Origin of the sequence: Pandoraea cepalis, assembly GCF_902459665.1 — a bacterium.
In the GTDB taxonomy this organism is placed as follows: Bacteria; Pseudomonadota; Gammaproteobacteria; order Burkholderiales; family Burkholderiaceae; genus Pandoraea; species Pandoraea cepalis.
This window is the reverse complement of sequence record NZ_CABPSL010000001.1, coordinates 515,470-531,684: the sequence shown is the minus strand read 5'-3', so window position 1 is coordinate 531,684 and position 16,215 is coordinate 515,470. Positions and strand designations below refer to the sequence as shown.

The 16,215-nt window shown below is 64.0% G+C and carries 19 protein-coding genes; 8 read left to right on the top strand and 11 right to left on the bottom strand.

Going from position 1 to position 16,215, the window contains the following annotated elements:
* The first annotated feature begins 115 nt into the window (after positions 1-115).
* A complete protein-coding gene (ftsY, locus tag PCE31106_RS02450; protein WP_150562267.1) occupies positions 116-1,531 on the top strand; it encodes a signal recognition particle-docking protein FtsY in 1,416 nt (471 codons plus the stop codon).
* 117 nt (positions 1,532-1,648) lie between these two features.
* Here ftsY and PCE31106_RS02445 read toward each other — a convergent pair whose 3' ends face one another.
* Both PCE31106_RS02445 and maiA read right to left on the bottom strand, forming a co-directional pair.
* Positions 1,649-2,275: a LysE/ArgO family amino acid transporter gene (locus PCE31106_RS02445; protein ID WP_150562266.1), complete on the bottom strand. Its 627-nt coding sequence runs from the start codon at positions 2,273-2,275 to the stop codon at positions 1,649-1,651.
* A gap of 8 nt (positions 2,276-2,283) precedes the next feature.
* Complete coding sequence (gene maiA, locus PCE31106_RS02440; protein ID WP_150562265.1) at positions 2,284-2,931, bottom strand: maleylacetoacetate isomerase; 648 nt, start codon at positions 2,929-2,931, stop codon at positions 2,284-2,286.
* Between the two features lie 198 nt (positions 2,932-3,129).
* Here maiA and ybiB point away from each other — a divergent pair, with 198 nt between their 5' ends.
* Positions 3,130-4,086, top strand: a complete 957-nt coding sequence (gene ybiB, locus PCE31106_RS02435; RefSeq protein WP_150562264.1) for a DNA-binding protein YbiB — start codon at positions 3,130-3,132, stop codon at positions 4,084-4,086.
* Positions 4,087-4,285: 199 nt separating this feature from the next.
* Here the strand turns inward: ybiB and PCE31106_RS02430 are convergent, their stop codons facing one another.
* On the bottom strand, positions 4,286-4,669 hold the full coding sequence (locus PCE31106_RS02430) for a nuclear transport factor 2 family protein (RefSeq protein ID WP_017232672.1): 384 nt from the start codon (positions 4,667-4,669) through the stop codon (positions 4,286-4,288).
* A 220-nt stretch (positions 4,670-4,889) separates the two neighbouring features.
* Between PCE31106_RS02430 and rpoH the strand changes: the two genes are divergently transcribed.
* The 5 genes from rpoH (at position 4,890) to cydX (ending at position 9,429) form a co-directional block, all read left to right on the top strand.
* Positions 4,890-5,828, top strand: a complete 939-nt coding sequence (rpoH, locus tag PCE31106_RS02425; RefSeq protein ID WP_026131720.1) for an RNA polymerase sigma factor RpoH — start codon at positions 4,890-4,892, stop codon at positions 5,826-5,828.
* Between the two features lie 384 nt (positions 5,829-6,212).
* Positions 6,213-6,533 (top strand): cytochrome oxidase putative small subunit CydP, encoded by a 321-nt coding sequence (gene cydP, locus PCE31106_RS02420; RefSeq protein ID WP_017232674.1) that lies wholly within the window; start codon positions 6,213-6,215, stop codon positions 6,531-6,533.
* On the top strand, positions 6,523-8,127 hold the full coding sequence (locus tag PCE31106_RS02415) for a cytochrome ubiquinol oxidase subunit I (protein ID WP_017232675.1): 1,605 nt from the start codon (positions 6,523-6,525) through the stop codon (positions 8,125-8,127). Before cydP ends, PCE31106_RS02415 begins: the two co-directional genes overlap by 11 nt.
* Before the next feature lie 27 nt (positions 8,128-8,154).
* Positions 8,155-9,291, top strand: coding sequence for a cytochrome d ubiquinol oxidase subunit II (gene cydB / locus PCE31106_RS02410; RefSeq protein WP_026131722.1), 1,137 nt, complete (start codon positions 8,155-8,157; stop codon positions 9,289-9,291).
* 15 nt (positions 9,292-9,306) lie between these two features.
* Positions 9,307-9,429, top strand: a complete 123-nt coding sequence (gene cydX / locus PCE31106_RS02405) for a cytochrome bd-I oxidase subunit CydX (RefSeq protein ID WP_017232677.1) — start codon at positions 9,307-9,309, stop codon at positions 9,427-9,429.
* A gap of 86 nt (positions 9,430-9,515) precedes the next feature.
* Here cydX and PCE31106_RS02400 read toward each other — a convergent pair whose 3' ends face one another.
* From PCE31106_RS02400 to PCE31106_RS02380, 5 genes are all read right to left on the bottom strand, one after another.
* Entirely contained in the window at positions 9,516-10,118 is a 603-nt protein-coding gene (locus PCE31106_RS02400) for an SCO family protein (protein ID WP_150562263.1), read from the bottom strand.
* A gap of 144 nt (positions 10,119-10,262) precedes the next feature.
* Positions 10,263-11,168, bottom strand: coding sequence for a heme o synthase (gene cyoE / locus PCE31106_RS02395; protein ID WP_017232679.1), 906 nt, complete (start codon positions 11,166-11,168; stop codon positions 10,263-10,265).
* An 18-nt stretch (positions 11,169-11,186) separates the two neighbouring features.
* Entirely contained in the window at positions 11,187-12,374 is a 1,188-nt protein-coding gene (locus PCE31106_RS02390; protein ID WP_150562262.1) for a COX15/CtaA family protein, read from the bottom strand.
* 76 nt (positions 12,375-12,450) lie between these two features.
* Complete coding sequence (locus PCE31106_RS02385) at positions 12,451-13,083, bottom strand: SCO family protein (RefSeq protein WP_174974929.1); 633 nt, start codon at positions 13,081-13,083, stop codon at positions 12,451-12,453.
* Between the two features lie 7 nt (positions 13,084-13,090).
* Positions 13,091-13,819 carry an SURF1 family protein gene (locus tag PCE31106_RS02380; protein WP_017232682.1) on the bottom strand — a complete coding sequence of 243 codons (729 nt, stop codon included), beginning with the start codon at positions 13,817-13,819 and terminating at the stop codon, positions 13,091-13,093.
* A 137-nt stretch (positions 13,820-13,956) separates the two neighbouring features.
* On the opposite strand from PCE31106_RS02380, the gene PCE31106_RS02375 reads away from it, so the two are divergent.
* Positions 13,957-14,160, top strand: a complete 204-nt coding sequence (locus PCE31106_RS02375; protein ID WP_026131724.1) for a twin transmembrane helix small protein — start codon at positions 13,957-13,959, stop codon at positions 14,158-14,160.
* 321 nt (positions 14,161-14,481) lie between these two features.
* Here the strand turns inward: PCE31106_RS02375 and PCE31106_RS02370 are convergent, their stop codons facing one another.
* Genes PCE31106_RS02370 through PCE31106_RS02360 form a run of 3 tightly spaced genes read right to left on the bottom strand, consistent with a single transcriptional unit; the run spans position 14,482 to position 16,213 of the window.
* Positions 14,482-15,342: a cytochrome c oxidase subunit 3 gene (locus PCE31106_RS02370; protein WP_150562260.1), complete on the bottom strand. Its 861-nt coding sequence runs from the start codon at positions 15,340-15,342 to the stop codon at positions 14,482-14,484.
* Positions 15,343-15,381: 39 nt separating this feature from the next.
* Entirely contained in the window at positions 15,382-15,603 is a 222-nt protein-coding gene (locus tag PCE31106_RS02365; RefSeq protein ID WP_017232685.1) for a DUF2970 domain-containing protein, read from the bottom strand.
* Positions 15,596-16,213, bottom strand: a complete 618-nt coding sequence (locus PCE31106_RS02360; RefSeq protein WP_017232686.1) for a cytochrome c oxidase assembly protein — start codon at positions 16,211-16,213, stop codon at positions 15,596-15,598. The genes PCE31106_RS02365 and PCE31106_RS02360 overlap by 8 nt, the downstream gene beginning before the upstream one ends.
* Positions 16,214-16,215 lie beyond the last annotated feature (2 nt).

The following is a 16,215-nucleotide window of genomic DNA, read 5'->3' as shown; positions in this document are numbered from 1 at the left end:
TTCCCGCGTCGGAAATCACGACCCGCCCATTGTAGGGCGTTTTGTGCGGCGCGAATGGCAAGACAAATCACAGACGCACGCCGACCGCGTGCGCCCACGTCGAGTTCTTCACCCCATGTTCAGTTTCTTCAAGCGCTTCAAGTCGGGCGGTAACAAAGCCGCCGAGACGAGTCCCGCATCGACCGAATCCCTCGCGTCCGACGCGCTGGCGCCATCGCCGGAAATCCCGGAAACGCCCGCTTCGCCAAGCTTGCCGGTCGAAGACGCTGCGGCGAAGGCCGACATCGCACCGGCCGTCGTGCCCGCTAGCGTGCCGGCCGAAGCCGCGCAGGCACCCACCGCACCCATCGACGCCCCGCCCCCGCCCGTCACCCCGGTCCAAAATGCGGTGCCGTCCGAGCCGGCGCAGGCGAATGTCCCATCGCTCATCACGCCGGCGCAGTCCACACCCACGATTGCGCCGCAAATCGCGCCCGAACAGGCGGAACTGGCGGAACCCGTCGAGCCGATTGAGCCCATTGCGCCGATATCGTCGATCGAGCCGGCCGCACCGCCTCCGGCCGTCGTTGTCAAGGATGCCCACGGCGACGCCATCGGCGAGATCGTCGCGGCGCCTGCCCAAGCCCCGGCCGCCAAGCGCTCCTGGCTCACGCGCCTGAAGGCGGGACTGTCGAAGACGAGCGCCGGTCTCACGGGCATCTTCATCGGCGTGAAAGTCGACGAGAACCTGTTCGAGGAACTGGAAGACGCGCTGCTAATGAGCGACGCCGGCGTGGAAGCCACGGCTTTCCTGATCGGCGCCCTGCGCAAGAAGGTCAAGACTGACCGGCTGACCGAAGGCGAGCAGGTCAAGCGCGCGCTGCACGATCTGCTGGTCGAATTGCTGCAGCCGTTGGAACAGAGCCTGGTTCTCGGTCGCGAGTCGCCGATGGTCGTGATGATCGCGGGCGTGAACGGCGCAGGCAAGACGACAAGCATCGGCAAGCTCGCCAAACACTTCCAGCACTACGGCCAGTCCGTGCTGCTCGCCGCCGGCGACACCTTCCGCGCGGCGGCACGAGAACAACTGGCGATCTGGGGCGAGCGCAACAACGTCGCGGTCGTCTCACAGGAGAACGGCGACCCGGCCGCCGTCGTGTTCGACGCTGTGACTGCCGCACGCGCGCGCAAGATCGACATCGTGATGGCCGACACCGCCGGCCGACTGCCCACACAGTTGCATCTGATGGAAGAGTTGAAGAAGATCAGGCGCGTGTTGGGCAAAGCTGCCGAGGGCGCACCGCACGAGGTGCTGCTCGTGATCGACGCCAACACGGGACAAAACGCGCTCACGCAGGTCAAGGCGTTCGACGACGCGCTGCAACTCACCGGCCTCATCGTGACAAAGCTCGACGGCACGGCCAAGGGCGGCATTCTCGCCGCCATTGCGCGTCAGCGTCCGGTGCCGGTGTACTTCATCGGCGTGGGCGAAAAGGTCGAGGATCTGCAGCCGTTCTCGGCGCGCGAATTCGCCGACGCCTTGCTCGGCTAACTCAGCCAACTCAGTCAAGCGCATCCGCCGGCCACACTGCCAACGGCCCGCCCGCATCACGCGGCGGGCCGTTACCTTTTCCGGCGGCGCAAGACAGCGCCGCCCGATAACAACGCATTACCACTGCTGCGCGACGAGTCCTGCGCAGAGCCCCCACATCATCATGCCGACGATCCCATCGAGGATCTGCCATGCCCGCGCGCGCGCAAACAGCGGCGCAAGCAACCGGGCGCCATAGCCAAGCGCGGTGAACCAGAAAACGGAGGCGGTCATCGCGCCCACGGCAAACCACGCATTCCCGGGCGGCACCTCGCGCGCGCCGATGCCGCCCAGCAGAATCACCGTGTCGAGATAAACGTGCGGATTGAGTAACGAGAGCATCAACACGAGCACGAACGCTCGCTGCCAGGTCATGTCCTGCGTAGCCGCGCGGCTGCCGTCGGCCTGCAAGGCGCCCGCACCGCGCAACGCGGCACGCCACGCGCGCAGACCGTACCAGAACAGAAACGCGGCGCCGCCCCACGTCACGGCCGTCAGGAAGCGCGGATAGGCGGCGATCAAACCGCCCATGCCCGCGACCCCCGCCGCGATCAAGACCATGTCGCAAATTGCGCAGACAGCCACGACCACGCCGACATGGCGTCGAAGAATGCCCTGACGCAGCACGAACGCATTCTGCGCGCCAATGGCCATGATGAGGCTGGCGCCCAGCGCCATGCCCCGCCAGAACGCGGGATCGACCATCGTGCGGCTTACTCGGCGTCGGGTTGCGCTTCTGGCGTGGCCCGGCGGAAGGCGTCAAGTGTCAGGCAGTGCGCGTTGACGGCGGCAATTCGCGGGAAGCGCGTCATGTCTACCTTGAATCGGTTCGCGTTGTAGACCTGCGGCACGAGGCAGCAATCCGCGAGCGTCGGGGTGTCGCCAAAGGTGAACCTGCCTTGCGGCGACTGCGCCGCCAGGCGGGCTTCCAGCGCCGTGAAACCCTCCACGACCCAGTGGACATACCACGCATCCTTCTGCGCGTCGGTCACCCCCAGGTCGTGCTTGAGGTAACGCAGCACGCGCAGGTTGTCGATCGGGTGGATGTCCGCGGCGATGTCGAGCGCCAGTGCCCGCACCTGAGCGCGCGCCACCGGGTCGGCCGGCAGGAGCGCAGGCGTCGGATGCACGTCTTCGAGATACTCGATGATGGCCAGCGATTGATGAAGGTTCACACCCTCGTCGACGAACGTCGGCACCAATCCGTTGACGTTGAGCGCAAGGTACGCCGGTTTGCGCTGCTCGCCGCCTTCGCGCACCAGATGCACCGGCACGGTCTCGTAATCGAGGCCCTTCAAATTCAGGGCGATCCGCACGCGATACGCGGCGGAACTGCGGAAATAGCTATACAGCGTGGACATGGCTGACCTCGGAGGCGAAATTGGGGAAGGCGCGGCGCCGGCATCAAGCCTCAGGGGCCGCGTCTGAACACGAAATGGTACTTCAAGCGCTGGCCGCGATGACACTTGATTGCGTATGATGGATGGATATCCGGCGGCAGGATCACAGCGGCTCGCCCGTCCCCTGCACCGCCCCCGCGACCCCAACGCCGACGTGCCATGACCTCTGCCGCTCCTTTCGCCTGTGCACCGCTGCTCAAAATCATCGCTCGCGGGGCGAAAGGCGCACGGGCGCTCAACGCCGACGAGACGCGTACCCTGTTCGACGCCATCCTCGCCGGCCGCGTGGCCCCGGCGGAGCTGGGCGGGGTTCTGATCGCCTATCGCATCAAGGGGGAAACGCCGGTCGAACTGCGCGCGATGCTCGACGCCGCACACGCGACATTTACGCCGCTCACCGCCCCCACCGACGCCCCGCCACCGGTGCTGCTGCCCAGTTACAACGGCGCGCGCAAGCAACCGAACCTCACGCCGCTGCTTGCCTTGCTGCTCGCCCGCGAGGGGATTCCGGTACTCGTGCACGGTCAGCATCACAGCGGCGCGAATCGCGTGGGCTCCCAGGCGATCTTTACCGCACTGGGTCATGCCGCCTGTCAATCGGCGACCGAGGCCGAGGCGGCACTGCGAACGCGTCGTGTCGCCTATCTGCCGATCGCGGCGCTTTCCCCGGCGCTGGAGCGACTGCTGGAGATGCGTTCGGCGCTGGGTGTTCGCAACTCCGGCCACACCGTGGTGAAGTTGTTGCAGCCGTTTGCCGGCCCCGCGTTGCGGCTCGTGAATTACACGCACCCGGAATATCGCGAAACGCTCAGTGAGATGTTTGCCGACACGGCCAACAGTCCGGCGCCGGGCGTGCTGCTCGCGCGTGGCACGGAAGGCGAACCGGTCGCGGATGCCCGCCGTCAGGCCGCCATCGACGGCTTTTCGGATGGGGCTTACCAACTTTGGCAGGAAGCGGAAGACGGTGCGACGGGCACGCCGCCGATGCTCCCGGCGGCCGACGCACCGGCAACCGCGCAGTGGATTGAAGCGGTGCTGGCCGGCGCCGTTGCCGTGCCCGCGCCGATCGCCCGGCAAGTCGAGGTGATTCGTCAGGCACTGGGGCGCATCCAATAGAAAGCCGTCGCACGCGCGCCAGCGACGCTCGAGCGCAACGGCGAGCCACCCCCTGGACTTCGACGCCCGCACCCGAGCACAATCAATAATTTTCGGAACAATTCATTCCGAAATTAATCAAATATGCTGTTTTGGGGCACATATCCAGCGAGTGCCAGGGGAACGCGGGGCCTAATCGGCCTGACGAAATACTGGCGATTCAGTCGGTCGACGCCATACGAGTCGCCTGCCACGAAATGAGGTGCCATTCGTTGGCCTCAAGCACGTGCACCGCCGTATAAGCCATTTGCGACTCGAGCGAGCCGGTGGCGGTTTCCAGTTCGACCTTCAGCTTGCCCGTGACGACCACGGTGTCGCCGAACTGGCGCAGTTCCTGTGCGCGGATATCGATGTCGAGGTAACGACGGCGGCCCGAGGTGAGCGCGTCGAGAAATTCGCGTTTGCTTTCGCGTTTGCCATTCGAATGAACGTAGTGGAGACCGTCGGCCAAGAGGGCGTCGAGTTGTTCGACATCCCCTTCGACCATCGCGTCAAAGCGCGCCGACTCGCGTTCGCGTACCGCGTCAATTTGCTTCTCCGCCATGTCGACCTCCCGTCGTCTTCGCCCCAAACGCGCGCGGCTTGGGTTGCAATTTACACCATCCGCGTGACGTTTGCGCCAGTGACTTTCCCCGTTTGATGGGGGGTGCTGGAAAACCCCGACATTGCGGAAACTTCCCGCCCGGTAAGGGTTCTAACGTCTTTAGCACTCATTCGAAGAGAGTGCTAAAATGCTTTCCAGAGGCTAACCAGGAGTCTGCCACTTGAGTACTGCCGCCACTTTGCATCCGACGACGCCGGCCACCGGCACGGCGCCGACTTCGCGAGCCCTTGCGTTTGCCCCGTCTGCATTGATGCTGCCGGGCAGTCTGGGCAATATCGAAAGCTATATTCAAGCCGTTCATCGTATTCCGCTGCTTACCGCCGAGGAAGAGCAGTCGCTTGCCAAGCGTCTGCGCGAGAACGACGACCTCGAAGCCGCCCGTCAGCTCGTGCTCTCGCACCTGCGTCTGGTGGTGTCGATCGCGCGTAACTACCTCGGCTACGGTCTGCCGCACGCCGACCTGATCCAGGAAGGCAACATCGGCCTGATGAAAGCCGTCAAGCGCTTCGATCCGACCCAAGGGGTGCGACTCGTGTCGTACGCCATGCATTGGATCAAGGCCGAGATTCACGAGTATGTGCTGCGCAATTGGCGCACGGTCAAGGTTGCGACGACCAAGGCCCAGCGCAAGCTGTTCTTCAATCTGCGCAGCCAGAAGCAAGGCTTGCAGGCGTTCACGCCGGACGAGATCGATCAGGTCGCCCGCGATCTGAACGTCAAGCGCGAAGACGTCGTCGAGATGGAAACGCGCATGTCGGGCGGCGATATCGCCCTCGAAGGGCATAGCGACGACAGCGACAGCGCAAGCTTCGCCCCCATCGCGTATCTGGCCGACTCGCACCAGGAGCCGACCGCCGTGATCGCCGCACGCGAGCGCGACCGTCTGCAAAGCGATGGCCTGCAAACGGCCCTCGGCCGTCTCGACGCACGCAGCCGCCGCATCATCGAAGCGCGCTGGCTGTCGGTGGCCGACGACGGCAGCGGCGGCGCCACGCTGCACGAGCTGGCAGACGAATTCGGCGTGTCTGCCGAGCGCATCCGTCAGATCGAAGTTGCCGCAATGAAGAAGATGAAGGGCGCGCTGCAAGCCTCTGCGTAACACCTCGATCGGATTGTCGACGGCAATGCGACACGTTGCCACACGACATCGCCGGCACCGAAACCCCGTGAGATCCACGGGGTTTTTTTATTGGACTTCGAAAGTTCGCGCTTCATTTGCGTCGAATTTGATGCATCGCAATGTCGTCGGCGAGCGCGGTCGATAGAATCAATCTGTCTGTACGTGGCCGTGCTACGTGCGAAGGACGGCCCGGGGGCCGTTCGCTGCGCCGGACCCGTGTTTCGAATCCGCATCGAACTGGCGTCGTCGGCGTGTCATCCGCCCCCGCGCCGCGGTTTGACATTTTCAAGCGATGAGGCAAAATGCGGCGAAAGTCGACGCGGTTTCCGACACAACGACTTTCGACGCCAGGAGCCGTCACGGATGGACACCCACTCTCCTAGCAGTCTGAAGCCTCCCGCCACGGCCGCGCCCGTCGCGGCGTCGCGTCCTGCCATCGCCGCCCTGCGTGCCTGGGCGATGCAGCGCTGGCGCAACCGCCCGTCCCGCTTCATGTTCGAAATCCTGATCGTCCTCGCGATCAAGGTAGCACTCCTTTTCATCCTGAAGCACGCGTTCTTCGACGCCCCGATGGCCAAGCACATGCAATTGCCGCCGGATGTCGTGGCGCGCGCCCTGATCGGGCCGCAAGCCGTCGAAGCGCCATCCCCCACCCCAAGTCAAGGTGTCCGCCATGATCAGTAGCGAAGTCGTTGACCTCTCGCGCCTGCAGTTCGCCATAACGGCGTTGTATCACTTCCTGTTTGTCCCGCTCACCCTGGGCCTGTCGTGGCTGCTTGTCATCATGGAATCGGTCTACGTGATGACCGGCAAGCCGATCTACAAGGACATGACCCAGTTCTGGGGCAAGCTCTTTCTGATCAACTTCGCGATGGGCGTGACCACCGGCCTCACGCTCGAATTCCAGTTCGGCACCAACTGGGCGTACTACTCGCACTATGTGGGCGACATCTTCGGCGTGCCACTTGCGATTGAAGGCCTGATGGCGTTCTTCCTCGAAGCCACGTTCGTCGGCCTGTTCTTCTTCGGCTGGAACAAGCTCTCGCGCATCGGCCACCTAGCCACCACGTTCGCGGTGGCACTGGGCTCGAACCTCTCGGCGTTGTGGATTCTCGTGGCCAACGGCTGGATGAACAATCCGGTCGGCGCGCACTTCAACTACGAGACCATGCGCATGGAGTTGACCAGCATCTGGGACGTGATCTTCAACCCCGTGGCCCAGGTGAAGTTCGTGCACACGCTCTCGGCCGGCTACGTCACCGCCGCCATGTTCGTGCTCGGCATCTCGGCCTGGTACCTGCTCAAGCGCCGTGACGTGCCGTTCGCGCTGCGCTCCTTCGCCGTCGCGGCCGGCTTTGGTCTGGCCTCGACGCTGTCGGTCATCGTGCTGGGCGACGAATCGGGCTACACCACGGGCGAAGTGCAGAAGGTCAAGCTCGCCGCCATCGAAGCGGAATGGGAGACGGCCAAGCCGCCTGCATCGTTCACGCTGTTCGGCTTCCCGAACCAGAAGGAAGCGCGCACGGACTATGCGGTGAAGATTCCCTGGGCGATGGGCCTGATCGCCACGCGCTCGATCGACACGCCGGTGATCGGCCTCACGCAATTGCGCGACGAACACGAGGAGAACATCCGGCGCGGCATGCTCGCCTTCGCGGCCCTCGAGAAGCTGCGCGGCGGCGACACGTCGCCGGCCATGCACGCCGAGTTCGACAAATACAAGGACGATCTCGGCTACGGTCTGCTGCTCAAGAAATACACGCCGAACGTCGTCGACGCCACGCCTGAGCAGATCCGCCTGGCCGCCAACGATACGATTCCGGCCGTCGCGCCCGTGTTCTGGTCGTTCCGCGTCATGGTCGCGCTGGGCTTCCTGTTCCTGTTCACGTTCCTCTGGGCGTTCTGGCTGTGCGCACGTCGTCGTCTGCTCAAGCCTCGCTCGGCGTGGTTCCTGCGCTGGACGGTGTGGGCGATTCCGCTGCCGTGGATCGCCATCGAATTCGGGTGGATCGTCGCCGAGATGGGGCGTCAGCCGTGGACCATCGCCGGCGTGCTGCCGACCCACCTTTCGGTCTCGTCGCTCTCGGCAACCGACCTGTACCTGAGCCTCGCGGGCTTCATCATCTTCTACACCGCGTTGCTCATCGTCGAAATGTTCCTGATGGTGAAGTACGTCAAGCTCGGCCCGTCGTCGCTGCACACCGGCCGCTATCACTTCGAGACCGAAGGGACCGACGGCGCGGCCATGGTTGGCAAGCGTCCGACGGCTTCGGTCTGATCGTCAGGGAGACACCACATCATGATGATCGATTACACCGTACTCAAGCTGGTCTGGTGGGTGCTCATCGGCGTACTGCTGATCGGCTTCGCCTTCTTCGACGGGTTCGACATGGGCACGGCCACGCTGCTGCCCTTCCTGGGCAAGACCGACGCGGAGCGCCGCGTCATCATCAATACGGTCGCGCCCACCTGGGAAGGCAACCAGGTCTGGTTCGTGACGGCGGGCGGCGCCATGTTCGCCGCCTGGCCGCTCGTCTACGCGGCGGCGTTCTCGGGCTTGTACTGGGCGCTGCTGCTCGTGCTCTTCGCGTTGTTTCTGCGCCCGGTCGGCTTCGACTACCGCAACAAGCTGCCGAGCGCACGCTGGCGCAATTCGTGGGACTGGGCGCTGTTCGCCGGCAGCGTGGTGCCGTCGCTGGTGTTCGGCGTGGCCTTCGGTAACTTGCTGCTCGGCCTGCCGTTCTCGTTCGACGACACCATGCGCTCCACGTACACCGGCTCGTTCTGGGCGCTGCTCAATCCGTTCGCGCTGCTGTGCGGCCTCGTGAGCCTGCTGATGCTGCTCACGCACGGCGCGGCCCATCTGCGCATGAAGGCCGATCCGATCGTGGCCGAACGTGCCGGACGCATCATGCGCCTCACCGCGCTGGGCACGCTGCTGCTGTTCCTCGTGGCGGGCGTGCTCGTCGCCACGCATGTCGACGGTTTCGCCATCACGAAGATGGCCGCGACCGACTCGCCGGCCAACCCGCTCCTGAAGCAGGTCACGACGGGGCCCGGCCTTTGGCTCTCGAACTATCAGACGTACCCGTGGATGATGGCGGCACCGATCGTTGCCTGTTTGTGCGCCCTGCTCGCGGCCCTGCTGGCGACCAGCCGGGCCTACGCGTGGACGTTCGTCGTCACTGGCCTGATGATGGCTGGCATCATCCTCACCGCGGGCTTCTCGATGTTCCCGTTCGTGATGCCCTCGGCTACTGTGCCCGGCAACAGCCTGACGGTCTGGGACGCCACCTCGAGTCAGCTCACGCTGCAAATCATGCTCATTGCCGTCGTCGTCTTCCTGCCCATCGTCCTGCTCTACACCGGCTGGGTGTATCGCGTGATTCGTGGACGCGTGACGATCGAGACGGTCAACGACAACCCGCACACGATGTATTGATCAAGGAGTCGCGACATGTGGTACTTCTCTTGGATTCTCGGCCTCGGCCTCGCGCTCGCGTTCGGCATCATCAATGTGATGTGGTTCGAAGCGCATGACGACCTCGAACGCCGCAGTCAGGAAGGCAATGGCCCCTGAGCGCTCCCGCTCGGGGCCGGGTCGGCAGAAGTGAAAATCGCGCCCCGAGGGGCGCGATTTTTTTGTACGCCACGCGCGATGCCGACTCAGCTCAGCAACGTGTGCAGATCCTTGGCCATCGCATCGACCGATTCGTCGGGACGCATGAACAGGCGCAACTGACCGCTCGGGTCGAAGACATAGATGCCCGCGGTATGGTCGATGGTGTAGTTGGTCGGCGTGGAGCCTTCCACCTTGTTCACCACGACGCGGAACGACTGGGTAACGGCCTTGAGCGCCGCATCGTCGGCCGGACGAAGCCCCACGAACGTCGGGTTGAACGCAGGCGCATACTGCCCCATCAGTTCCGGCGTATCGCGCTGCGGATCGACGGTCACGAACACGACCTGCACGCGTTGCGCGTCCGGACCGAGCTTCTGCATGACCTGATTGAGCTGCGCCATCGTTGTCGGGCAAACGTCTGGGCAATGCGTGTAGCCGAAGAACATCACCACCGCCTTGCCCTTGTAGTCGGCGAGCGTACGCGTCTTGCCCTGCGGATCCTGCAGCGAGAAGTTTTGTGCAAACGCCTTGTTGCCGGTGATATCGAGACTCTGGAACGTCGGGCCGTCGTTGCCGCAGGCGGCGAGCAGCACGGTGAGTCCCATCAGCAACAGCGCGCGACGCAACCAGATGACAGCCAGATTCATGAACGAATGCCCCAAAAACGGATGAAAAAATGCGTCGCGCAAAGACAACAGGCGCGCCGGCCAGGAATACCGTAACGCGCCTGTCATCGTGACTCAAACGACTGTGGACCACGAACCCGTGACTGCAACGCCAACGGCAAGGGCTTAGCCGAGCAGGAAGATCTGAACGTAATGATCCACCAGCAGTGCGGCAAACAGCAGCGACAGGTAGATGATCGAGTAGCGGAACATCGATCGCGAGAGCGCATCGGAATAGTGGCGCCACAGTTTGATCGCGTAGCCGAGGAAGATGCCCGAGAGCACGACCGCCGAAATCAGGTACACGTAACCGCTCATGCGATGTGCGAACGGCAGCAGGGACACCGCGAACAGCACCACACTGTAGAGCAGGATTTGCAGACGCGTGTATTTCTCGCCGTGCGTGATCGGCAGCATGGGCAGCCCCGAATTCACATAATCCTGACGGCGATAGAGCGCGAGCGCCCAGAAATGCGGCGGCGTCCAGACGAAGATAATGAGCACCAGTATCCAGGCATCCGCCGGCACGGCACCGGTGGCCGCGGCCCAGCCGAGCGCCGGCGGCATGGCCCCCGACGCGCCGCCGATCACGATGTTCTGGGGCGTGGACGGCTTGAGGATGATGGTATAGATCAGCGCATAGCCGACGAACGTGGCCAATGTGAGCCACATCGTCAGCGCATTGGTAAACGTATAGAGCACCGCCATGCCGGCTGCGCCGAGGATCGTCGAGAAGACGATGATCTGCCACGGCGCGATCTCGCCACGAGCGGACGGCCGCCACGCCGTGCGGCGCATCAGCGCGTCGACGCGTTGCTCGATCAGGCAATTCACGGCGAAGGCGGATCCAGCCAGCAGCCAGATACCGAGGGTGCCGCCGATCAGCACCTGCAGCGGCACCATGCCCCGCGTGGACAGGAACATGCCGATCACGGCGCAGAACACGGCGAGCTGCGTCACACGGGGCTTGGTCAATGCCCAGTATTGTGCGATACGGCTCGCTGGCGGATGGGGAAGGGTCGTGCTTTTCATACACTCAGAGGCAATGCGCTACGCCGAGCCAGTCGGGGCGCCGGCGAGTGGAGCGGCAGCCGGCTGCGCTGCTGGGAGGGGCTTCTGGCGGGCCGGAAGGTCATCAGCCTGATCGCTCAGGCGGGCCGCCATTAACGCCGTTTTGGCGGCGCGGATGCGGAAGTTTAACATAACGAGCAATAGCAGCAGGATCGCCGCCCCGCCGTTGTGGGCGATGGCGTTGAGCAGCGGCCATTGGAAAACGATGTTCGACAAGCCAGTTGCGAATTGCGCGAACACCAGGATCAACACCAGGACCGATGGCTTTCTGAGCGCGGCAAAACGTCGCAACCGGCTCGCCAGCCAGGCCAGATACGCCACCACCACCACCGCGAACGTCCGGTGCACCCAATGGATCGCGACCAGCGCGTCCATGGGAATCACCTCACCACCGGCCGTTTTCCCCAGCGCGCGCCAGAGCCTGAAGCCGTTATGGAAGTCCATCGGCGGCACCCACTGGCCCTGACACGTCGGGAAATCGGTACAGGCAAGCACTGCGTAGTTGGTGCTCACCCACCCACCGAGCGCGATCTGGAACACCAGCAACACCAGTCCGAAGAGTGCGGCCCAGCGCCAGCGCAGCGCGTCGGGGTCGGCCGCCACGCTGGCGAGCGGCATCTGGCGCGATGCCAACCAAACGAGCGACGCCAATAAAGTGAGCGCCAACATCAAATGTGTCGAGACGATCACTGGCTGAAGCTTCATCGTGACGGTCCAGGCGCCGAACGCTCCCTGCACGCAAACGAGCACAAACAGCCAGGTGGCGAGCCAGGGCGACTGCTTCAGTTCGCGTCGCTTCACCCAGGCCGTCACCATCAGCGCAATGATGAGCACGCCCACGGCCATGGCAAAGTAGCGGTGAACCATCTCGATCCACGCCTTGACGAACGTCACCGGGCCGCTCGGCAGCAGCAACTGCGCGGCATGAATGTCCGCATGGGCGGCGAACGGCGACGACGTGCCGTAGCAGCCCGGCCAGTCAGGACACCCGAGCCCCGAATCCGTGAGCCGCGTGAAGCCGCCGAACATGATCAGGTCGAGCGTGAGGAAGGTCGTCACCCAGGCCAGTTTGCGGTATTTGTTCGCGTCGCGGCGCAGCAGCACCCAGCCCAGCGGCAGCACCGCGATACACAGGCCGATAAAGCCCAGTTCCAGAAGGTAAAGCATCGGTTTTACGTCAGGTCTTCGTCATGTCCGGTGCGCCATTGCACACGGTCTCGTTGCAGTTGTCGGGGCTCGCCCCTCAACCCGTTCCCGACCACTTGAGCAGGCGCGACAGATCGCGCTTGATCTTGCTCGGGTCGGCGTGCTTCGGGAACGCCATCATCAGGTTGCCCAGCGGATCGACCAGATAGATGTGGTCGCTCACCTGGGTGCCGTCCTGCGTTGGCAGCCAGGCGGCCAGTGCGGCAGGATCGACGCGCAGACGGCGCGTGTCCGGATACGCGCTGTCGATTTTCTGCGGCACGGAGGAGGCATCCGTCACCAGCCAGAGCGTTTCCACGCGCGTGCGCTCATTGCCCTGCAACACGCGAATCTGCCGCATGTAGAAGAGCTTGCTCACGCAATTCTCGTCGCAAGCGGCCGTGTCCGCGCTGATCATCAGCCACTTGCCTTTGAGCGACGACAGCGGCAGCGTCTGCCCCGTCTCGTCGTCGCGCGCCACCAGCGCGGGCAGCGGACGCTGCGGCTCGATCAGCTTGCCGTAGGCCGACGTGCCGCCCTGCGGCTTGAAGACGTAATACATCAGGTACGCGGCCACCGCCGGCGCCGCACACACGACGAACAGCATCACCAACATACGCCGCGCTCGGCGTCGCTGCGCCGGGTCGATGGCGGGGCCGTCGGCGTGCCCGGGATTCACCTCTGTACTCATGTTCGCCTCATGCCCGCTTGAAGTGGTTGTCGGGGGACGCCGCCAGCCGGCGTCCTCGCCGATACGCCAGACGCAAGCCCAGCAGCGCGAGCACCAGCGACATGCCGGCCCACTGCGCCATATACCCGTAGTTGCGATCCGCCCCGCTGGCCGGCGCAGGCCAGTCGCGCAACAGATGATCGCCCGTGTCGTTCGTTTGCATGATGACGAACGGCTGTAGCGGCAGCGCCGATTCGCGCGCGTAATCCGCCACGTCGAGGTTCTGGCGAATCGTCATCCCCGGCGCAGAACCGCCTTTGCCCAACTCGAACGCCCGCGACGGGTCCGGCTGCGCCAGGCCCTCGATGGTGACGTCACCGGCTGGGGTCGCGTACGGCATGATCGACGTGCGATCGCGCAAATCGCGGGGCAACCATCCCCGATTGACGAGCACCACGTGATCCGGTGCGATCTGCAGCGCCATCACCACATAGAAACCGGGCAGTTCGTTGCGGGGACGATTGTCCAGGTACACCACGCGGTTCTGCAGGAAGCGTCCCGTGACGCGCACGCGCCGGTTCGCCACGTCACCGAGCGTGTAAGCCTGTGCACCCAGCACGAGTACCGGCGCGTGTTCGGCCTGCTCGATCTGCGCCTGACGCGCCAGACGCATCTGGGCACGATCGTATTGCCACACACCAAGCGCCGCCGTCAGCATCACGGCCAACAGCACCAGCACCGCCGGCACCGGGCGCATACCGCGCAAAAGGGTTTTCAACACATCCATTCCTTGTCTGGCATCGCGACGCAGGCGGGCGATCAACACACCGCATTGCAGCGTGCCAGCGCGTGTTCGTTGCCCGATAATGTCGCATCATTGTGATCGGACACATCATGCGTATTATCGTTGCCATCGCCTTCGTCCTGATTCTCGGCAGTCTGGCGTCCGCATTGTTTTTCATGATGCGGGACAAGGGCGGATCGAATCGCACCGTGCATTCGCTCATGGTGCGCGTCGGCCTGTCGGTGACGCTGTTCCTGCTCATCCTGTTCGCCAACTGGATGGGGTGGATTCACAGCACGGGCATACGATACTGAGTCCCGCGCCGCTTCTCTGCGGCAAAACGCCGCACCCCATGCCCACCCTACGGGTTCGATCCACGTCATGCGACGGGCCATCGCGCGGCGTCATGGCTTGCCGGCCGGCGGCGGTCGTGCGACATAAAGCCGCATCGCGTCCGCATCCGCCTCTCGCCTCGCCCATCCCCGCCATTCCGTCCGGCCGGCCATCGAGCCGTGAAAGCGCGTGCCGGGCGCGGCCTCGCCTCGCTGCCCTCGCCTCAGCCCCCGCCATCACTGCAAAAGGAAACGCCGCCGGAATCCGGCGGCGTTCCCCCGATGCACAGACGGCTGTCGGCGTCAGAGCCAGTAGACCACCACGTACAGTCCCAGCCACACCACGTCGACGAAGTGCCAGTACCACGCGGCGCCCTCGAAGCCGAAGTGATGCTCCGGTGTGAAGTGCCCCTTCATCATGCGCACCATCATGACGGTCAGCATGATCGCGCCCAACATCACGTGAAAGCCGTGGAAGCCGGTGAGCAGGAAGAACGTCGAGCCATACACGCCCGAGGTCAGCTTCAGGTTCAGCTCGGTGTAGGCATGGTGATACTCGTACGCCTGGAAGCCCAGGAACGTGAAGCCCAACGCGACGGTGGCGAACAGCCAGAAAATCGCGCGGGCGCGATGGTTGGCGCGCAGCGCGTGGTGCGAGATCGTCAGCGTGACGCCCGAGGTCAAGAGCAGTGCCGTATTGAGCGTGGGGATCGGCCACGGGCCCATCGTCTCGAAGGCGTCCACCACGCCGGCCGGGCCGGCGTTCGGCCACACGGCGCTGAAGTCGGGCCAGAGCAGCTTGTTGTCGAGATCGCCGAGCCACGGCATCGCCAGGGTGCGGGCGTAGAACAGTGCGCCGAAAAACGCCGCGAAGAACATCACCTCGGAGAAGATGAACCAGCTCATGCCCCAGCGGTAGGACGCGTCGATGCGCTTGCCGTACAGGCCGCCCTCGGACTCGGCAATCGAGTCGCCGAACCAGCTACGCAGCACCCACAGTACCCACAGCAGGCCGACCAGCGCCGTCCACGGGGCCCACGGTTGTCCATTGACCCACGCGGCCGCCGAGCCGAGCACCACCAGCAGGCCGACACTGCAGCTCACAGGATGGCGCGACGGGGCCGGCACGTAGTAGTAAGGCGCCGTTTGGTGTTGACCACTCATTCTTATCTCTCCAGGCTTGGTTCTCTTTGTCGATGCCACTCACGTCGCGAGCCGAATGGCGAGCTTCGCCAGCAATACCAGCGCCACGACGAACAGGATGCCTCCGATCAGCCCCGCGACGATCAGATGCACAGGGTTGAGCTGCGCCATGTCGCGGTCATGATCACGCCCCTTGCGCACGCCGAAAAACGACCAGAACACGGCTTTGATGGTCTGGACGAATGACAGCTTGCGCTGGGTCGCCTCCTTCAAGTCATCCATTGCTGCCCTTGCCTCCCCCCGTCGGTCCTGCGTTCAACTCGCCAGCCTGGGCACCGGTTGCGGTATCCGCGCGCGGACTGACGTCGTTCTTGCCGAGATCGAAAAAAGTATAGGACAGCGTAATCGTATTCACATCCTTGGGCAGCTTCGTGTCCACCACGAAGACCACCGGGTATTCCTTGGCCTCTCCGGCCTTGAGTGTCTGCTGCGTAAAGCAGAAGCACTCGATCTTCTTGAAGTAGCTCGCGGCCAGCGCCGGCGCATAGCTGGGAATCGCCTGTGCACGCACCTCATGCGACTGCTGATTCGCCACTTCGTACTCGATGGTCGCGATCTGCCCCGGATGCACCGTCAGACTGCTCTTCGCCGGCTTGAAGCGCAACGGGCCCTGGGCATTGGCGTCGAACTCGACGGTGATCGTGCGGCTTTCGTCGACCTGCGAATTGCGAGCGGTGATCTCGGTCGCGCGATCGCCCAACTGGTTGATACCCACCAGATTGCAGAACGCCCGGTAGAACGGCACCATGGCGTAACCGAAGCCAAACATCACCACGACCATCAGCAGAAGCTTGCTGAAGGTGCGCACATTGATTCGTCGCAAACCGCTCATAT

Excerpts from the sequence above, each read along its gene's own strand:
- ftsY (WP_150562267.1), top strand. The coding sequence starts at position 116 with ATGTTCAGTTTCTTCAAGCGCTTCAAGTCGGGCGGTAACAAAGCCGCC.
- PCE31106_RS02445 (WP_150562266.1), bottom strand. The coding sequence starts at position 2,275 with ATGGTCGATCCCGCGTTCTGGCGGGGCATGGCGCTGGGCGCCAGCCTC.
- maiA (WP_150562265.1), bottom strand. The coding sequence starts at position 2,931 with ATGTCCACGCTGTATAGCTATTTCCGCAGTTCCGCCGCGTATCGCGTG.
- ybiB (WP_150562264.1), top strand. The coding sequence starts at position 3,130 with ATGACCTCTGCCGCTCCTTTCGCCTGTGCACCGCTGCTCAAAATCATC.
- PCE31106_RS02430 (WP_017232672.1), bottom strand. The coding sequence starts at position 4,669 with ATGGCGGAGAAGCAAATTGACGCGGTACGCGAACGCGAGTCGGCGCGC.
- cydP (WP_017232674.1), top strand. The coding sequence starts at position 6,213 with ATGGACACCCACTCTCCTAGCAGTCTGAAGCCTCCCGCCACGGCCGCG.
- PCE31106_RS02415 (WP_017232675.1), top strand. The coding sequence starts at position 6,523 with ATGATCAGTAGCGAAGTCGTTGACCTCTCGCGCCTGCAGTTCGCCATA.
- cydX (WP_017232677.1), top strand. The coding sequence starts at position 9,307 with ATGTGGTACTTCTCTTGGATTCTCGGCCTCGGCCTCGCGCTCGCGTTC.
- PCE31106_RS02400 (WP_150562263.1), bottom strand. The coding sequence starts at position 10,118 with ATGAATCTGGCTGTCATCTGGTTGCGTCGCGCGCTGTTGCTGATGGGA.
- cyoE (WP_017232679.1), bottom strand. The coding sequence starts at position 11,168 with ATGAAAAGCACGACCCTTCCCCATCCGCCAGCGAGCCGTATCGCACAA.
- PCE31106_RS02390 (WP_150562262.1), bottom strand. The coding sequence starts at position 12,374 with ATGCTTTACCTTCTGGAACTGGGCTTTATCGGCCTGTGTATCGCGGTG.
- PCE31106_RS02385 (WP_174974929.1), bottom strand. The coding sequence starts at position 13,083 with ATGAGTACAGAGGTGAATCCCGGGCACGCCGACGGCCCCGCCATCGAC.
- PCE31106_RS02380 (WP_017232682.1), bottom strand. The coding sequence starts at position 13,819 with ATGCGCCCGGTGCCGGCGGTGCTGGTGCTGTTGGCCGTGATGCTGACG.
- PCE31106_RS02375 (WP_026131724.1), top strand. The coding sequence starts at position 13,957 with ATGCGTATTATCGTTGCCATCGCCTTCGTCCTGATTCTCGGCAGTCTG.
- PCE31106_RS02370 (WP_150562260.1), bottom strand. The coding sequence starts at position 15,342 with ATGAGTGGTCAACACCAAACGGCGCCTTACTACTACGTGCCGGCCCCG.
- PCE31106_RS02365 (WP_017232685.1), bottom strand. The coding sequence starts at position 15,603 with ATGGATGACTTGAAGGAGGCGACCCAGCGCAAGCTGTCATTCGTCCAG.
- PCE31106_RS02360 (WP_017232686.1), bottom strand. The coding sequence starts at position 16,213 with ATGAGCGGTTTGCGACGAATCAATGTGCGCACCTTCAGCAAGCTTCTG.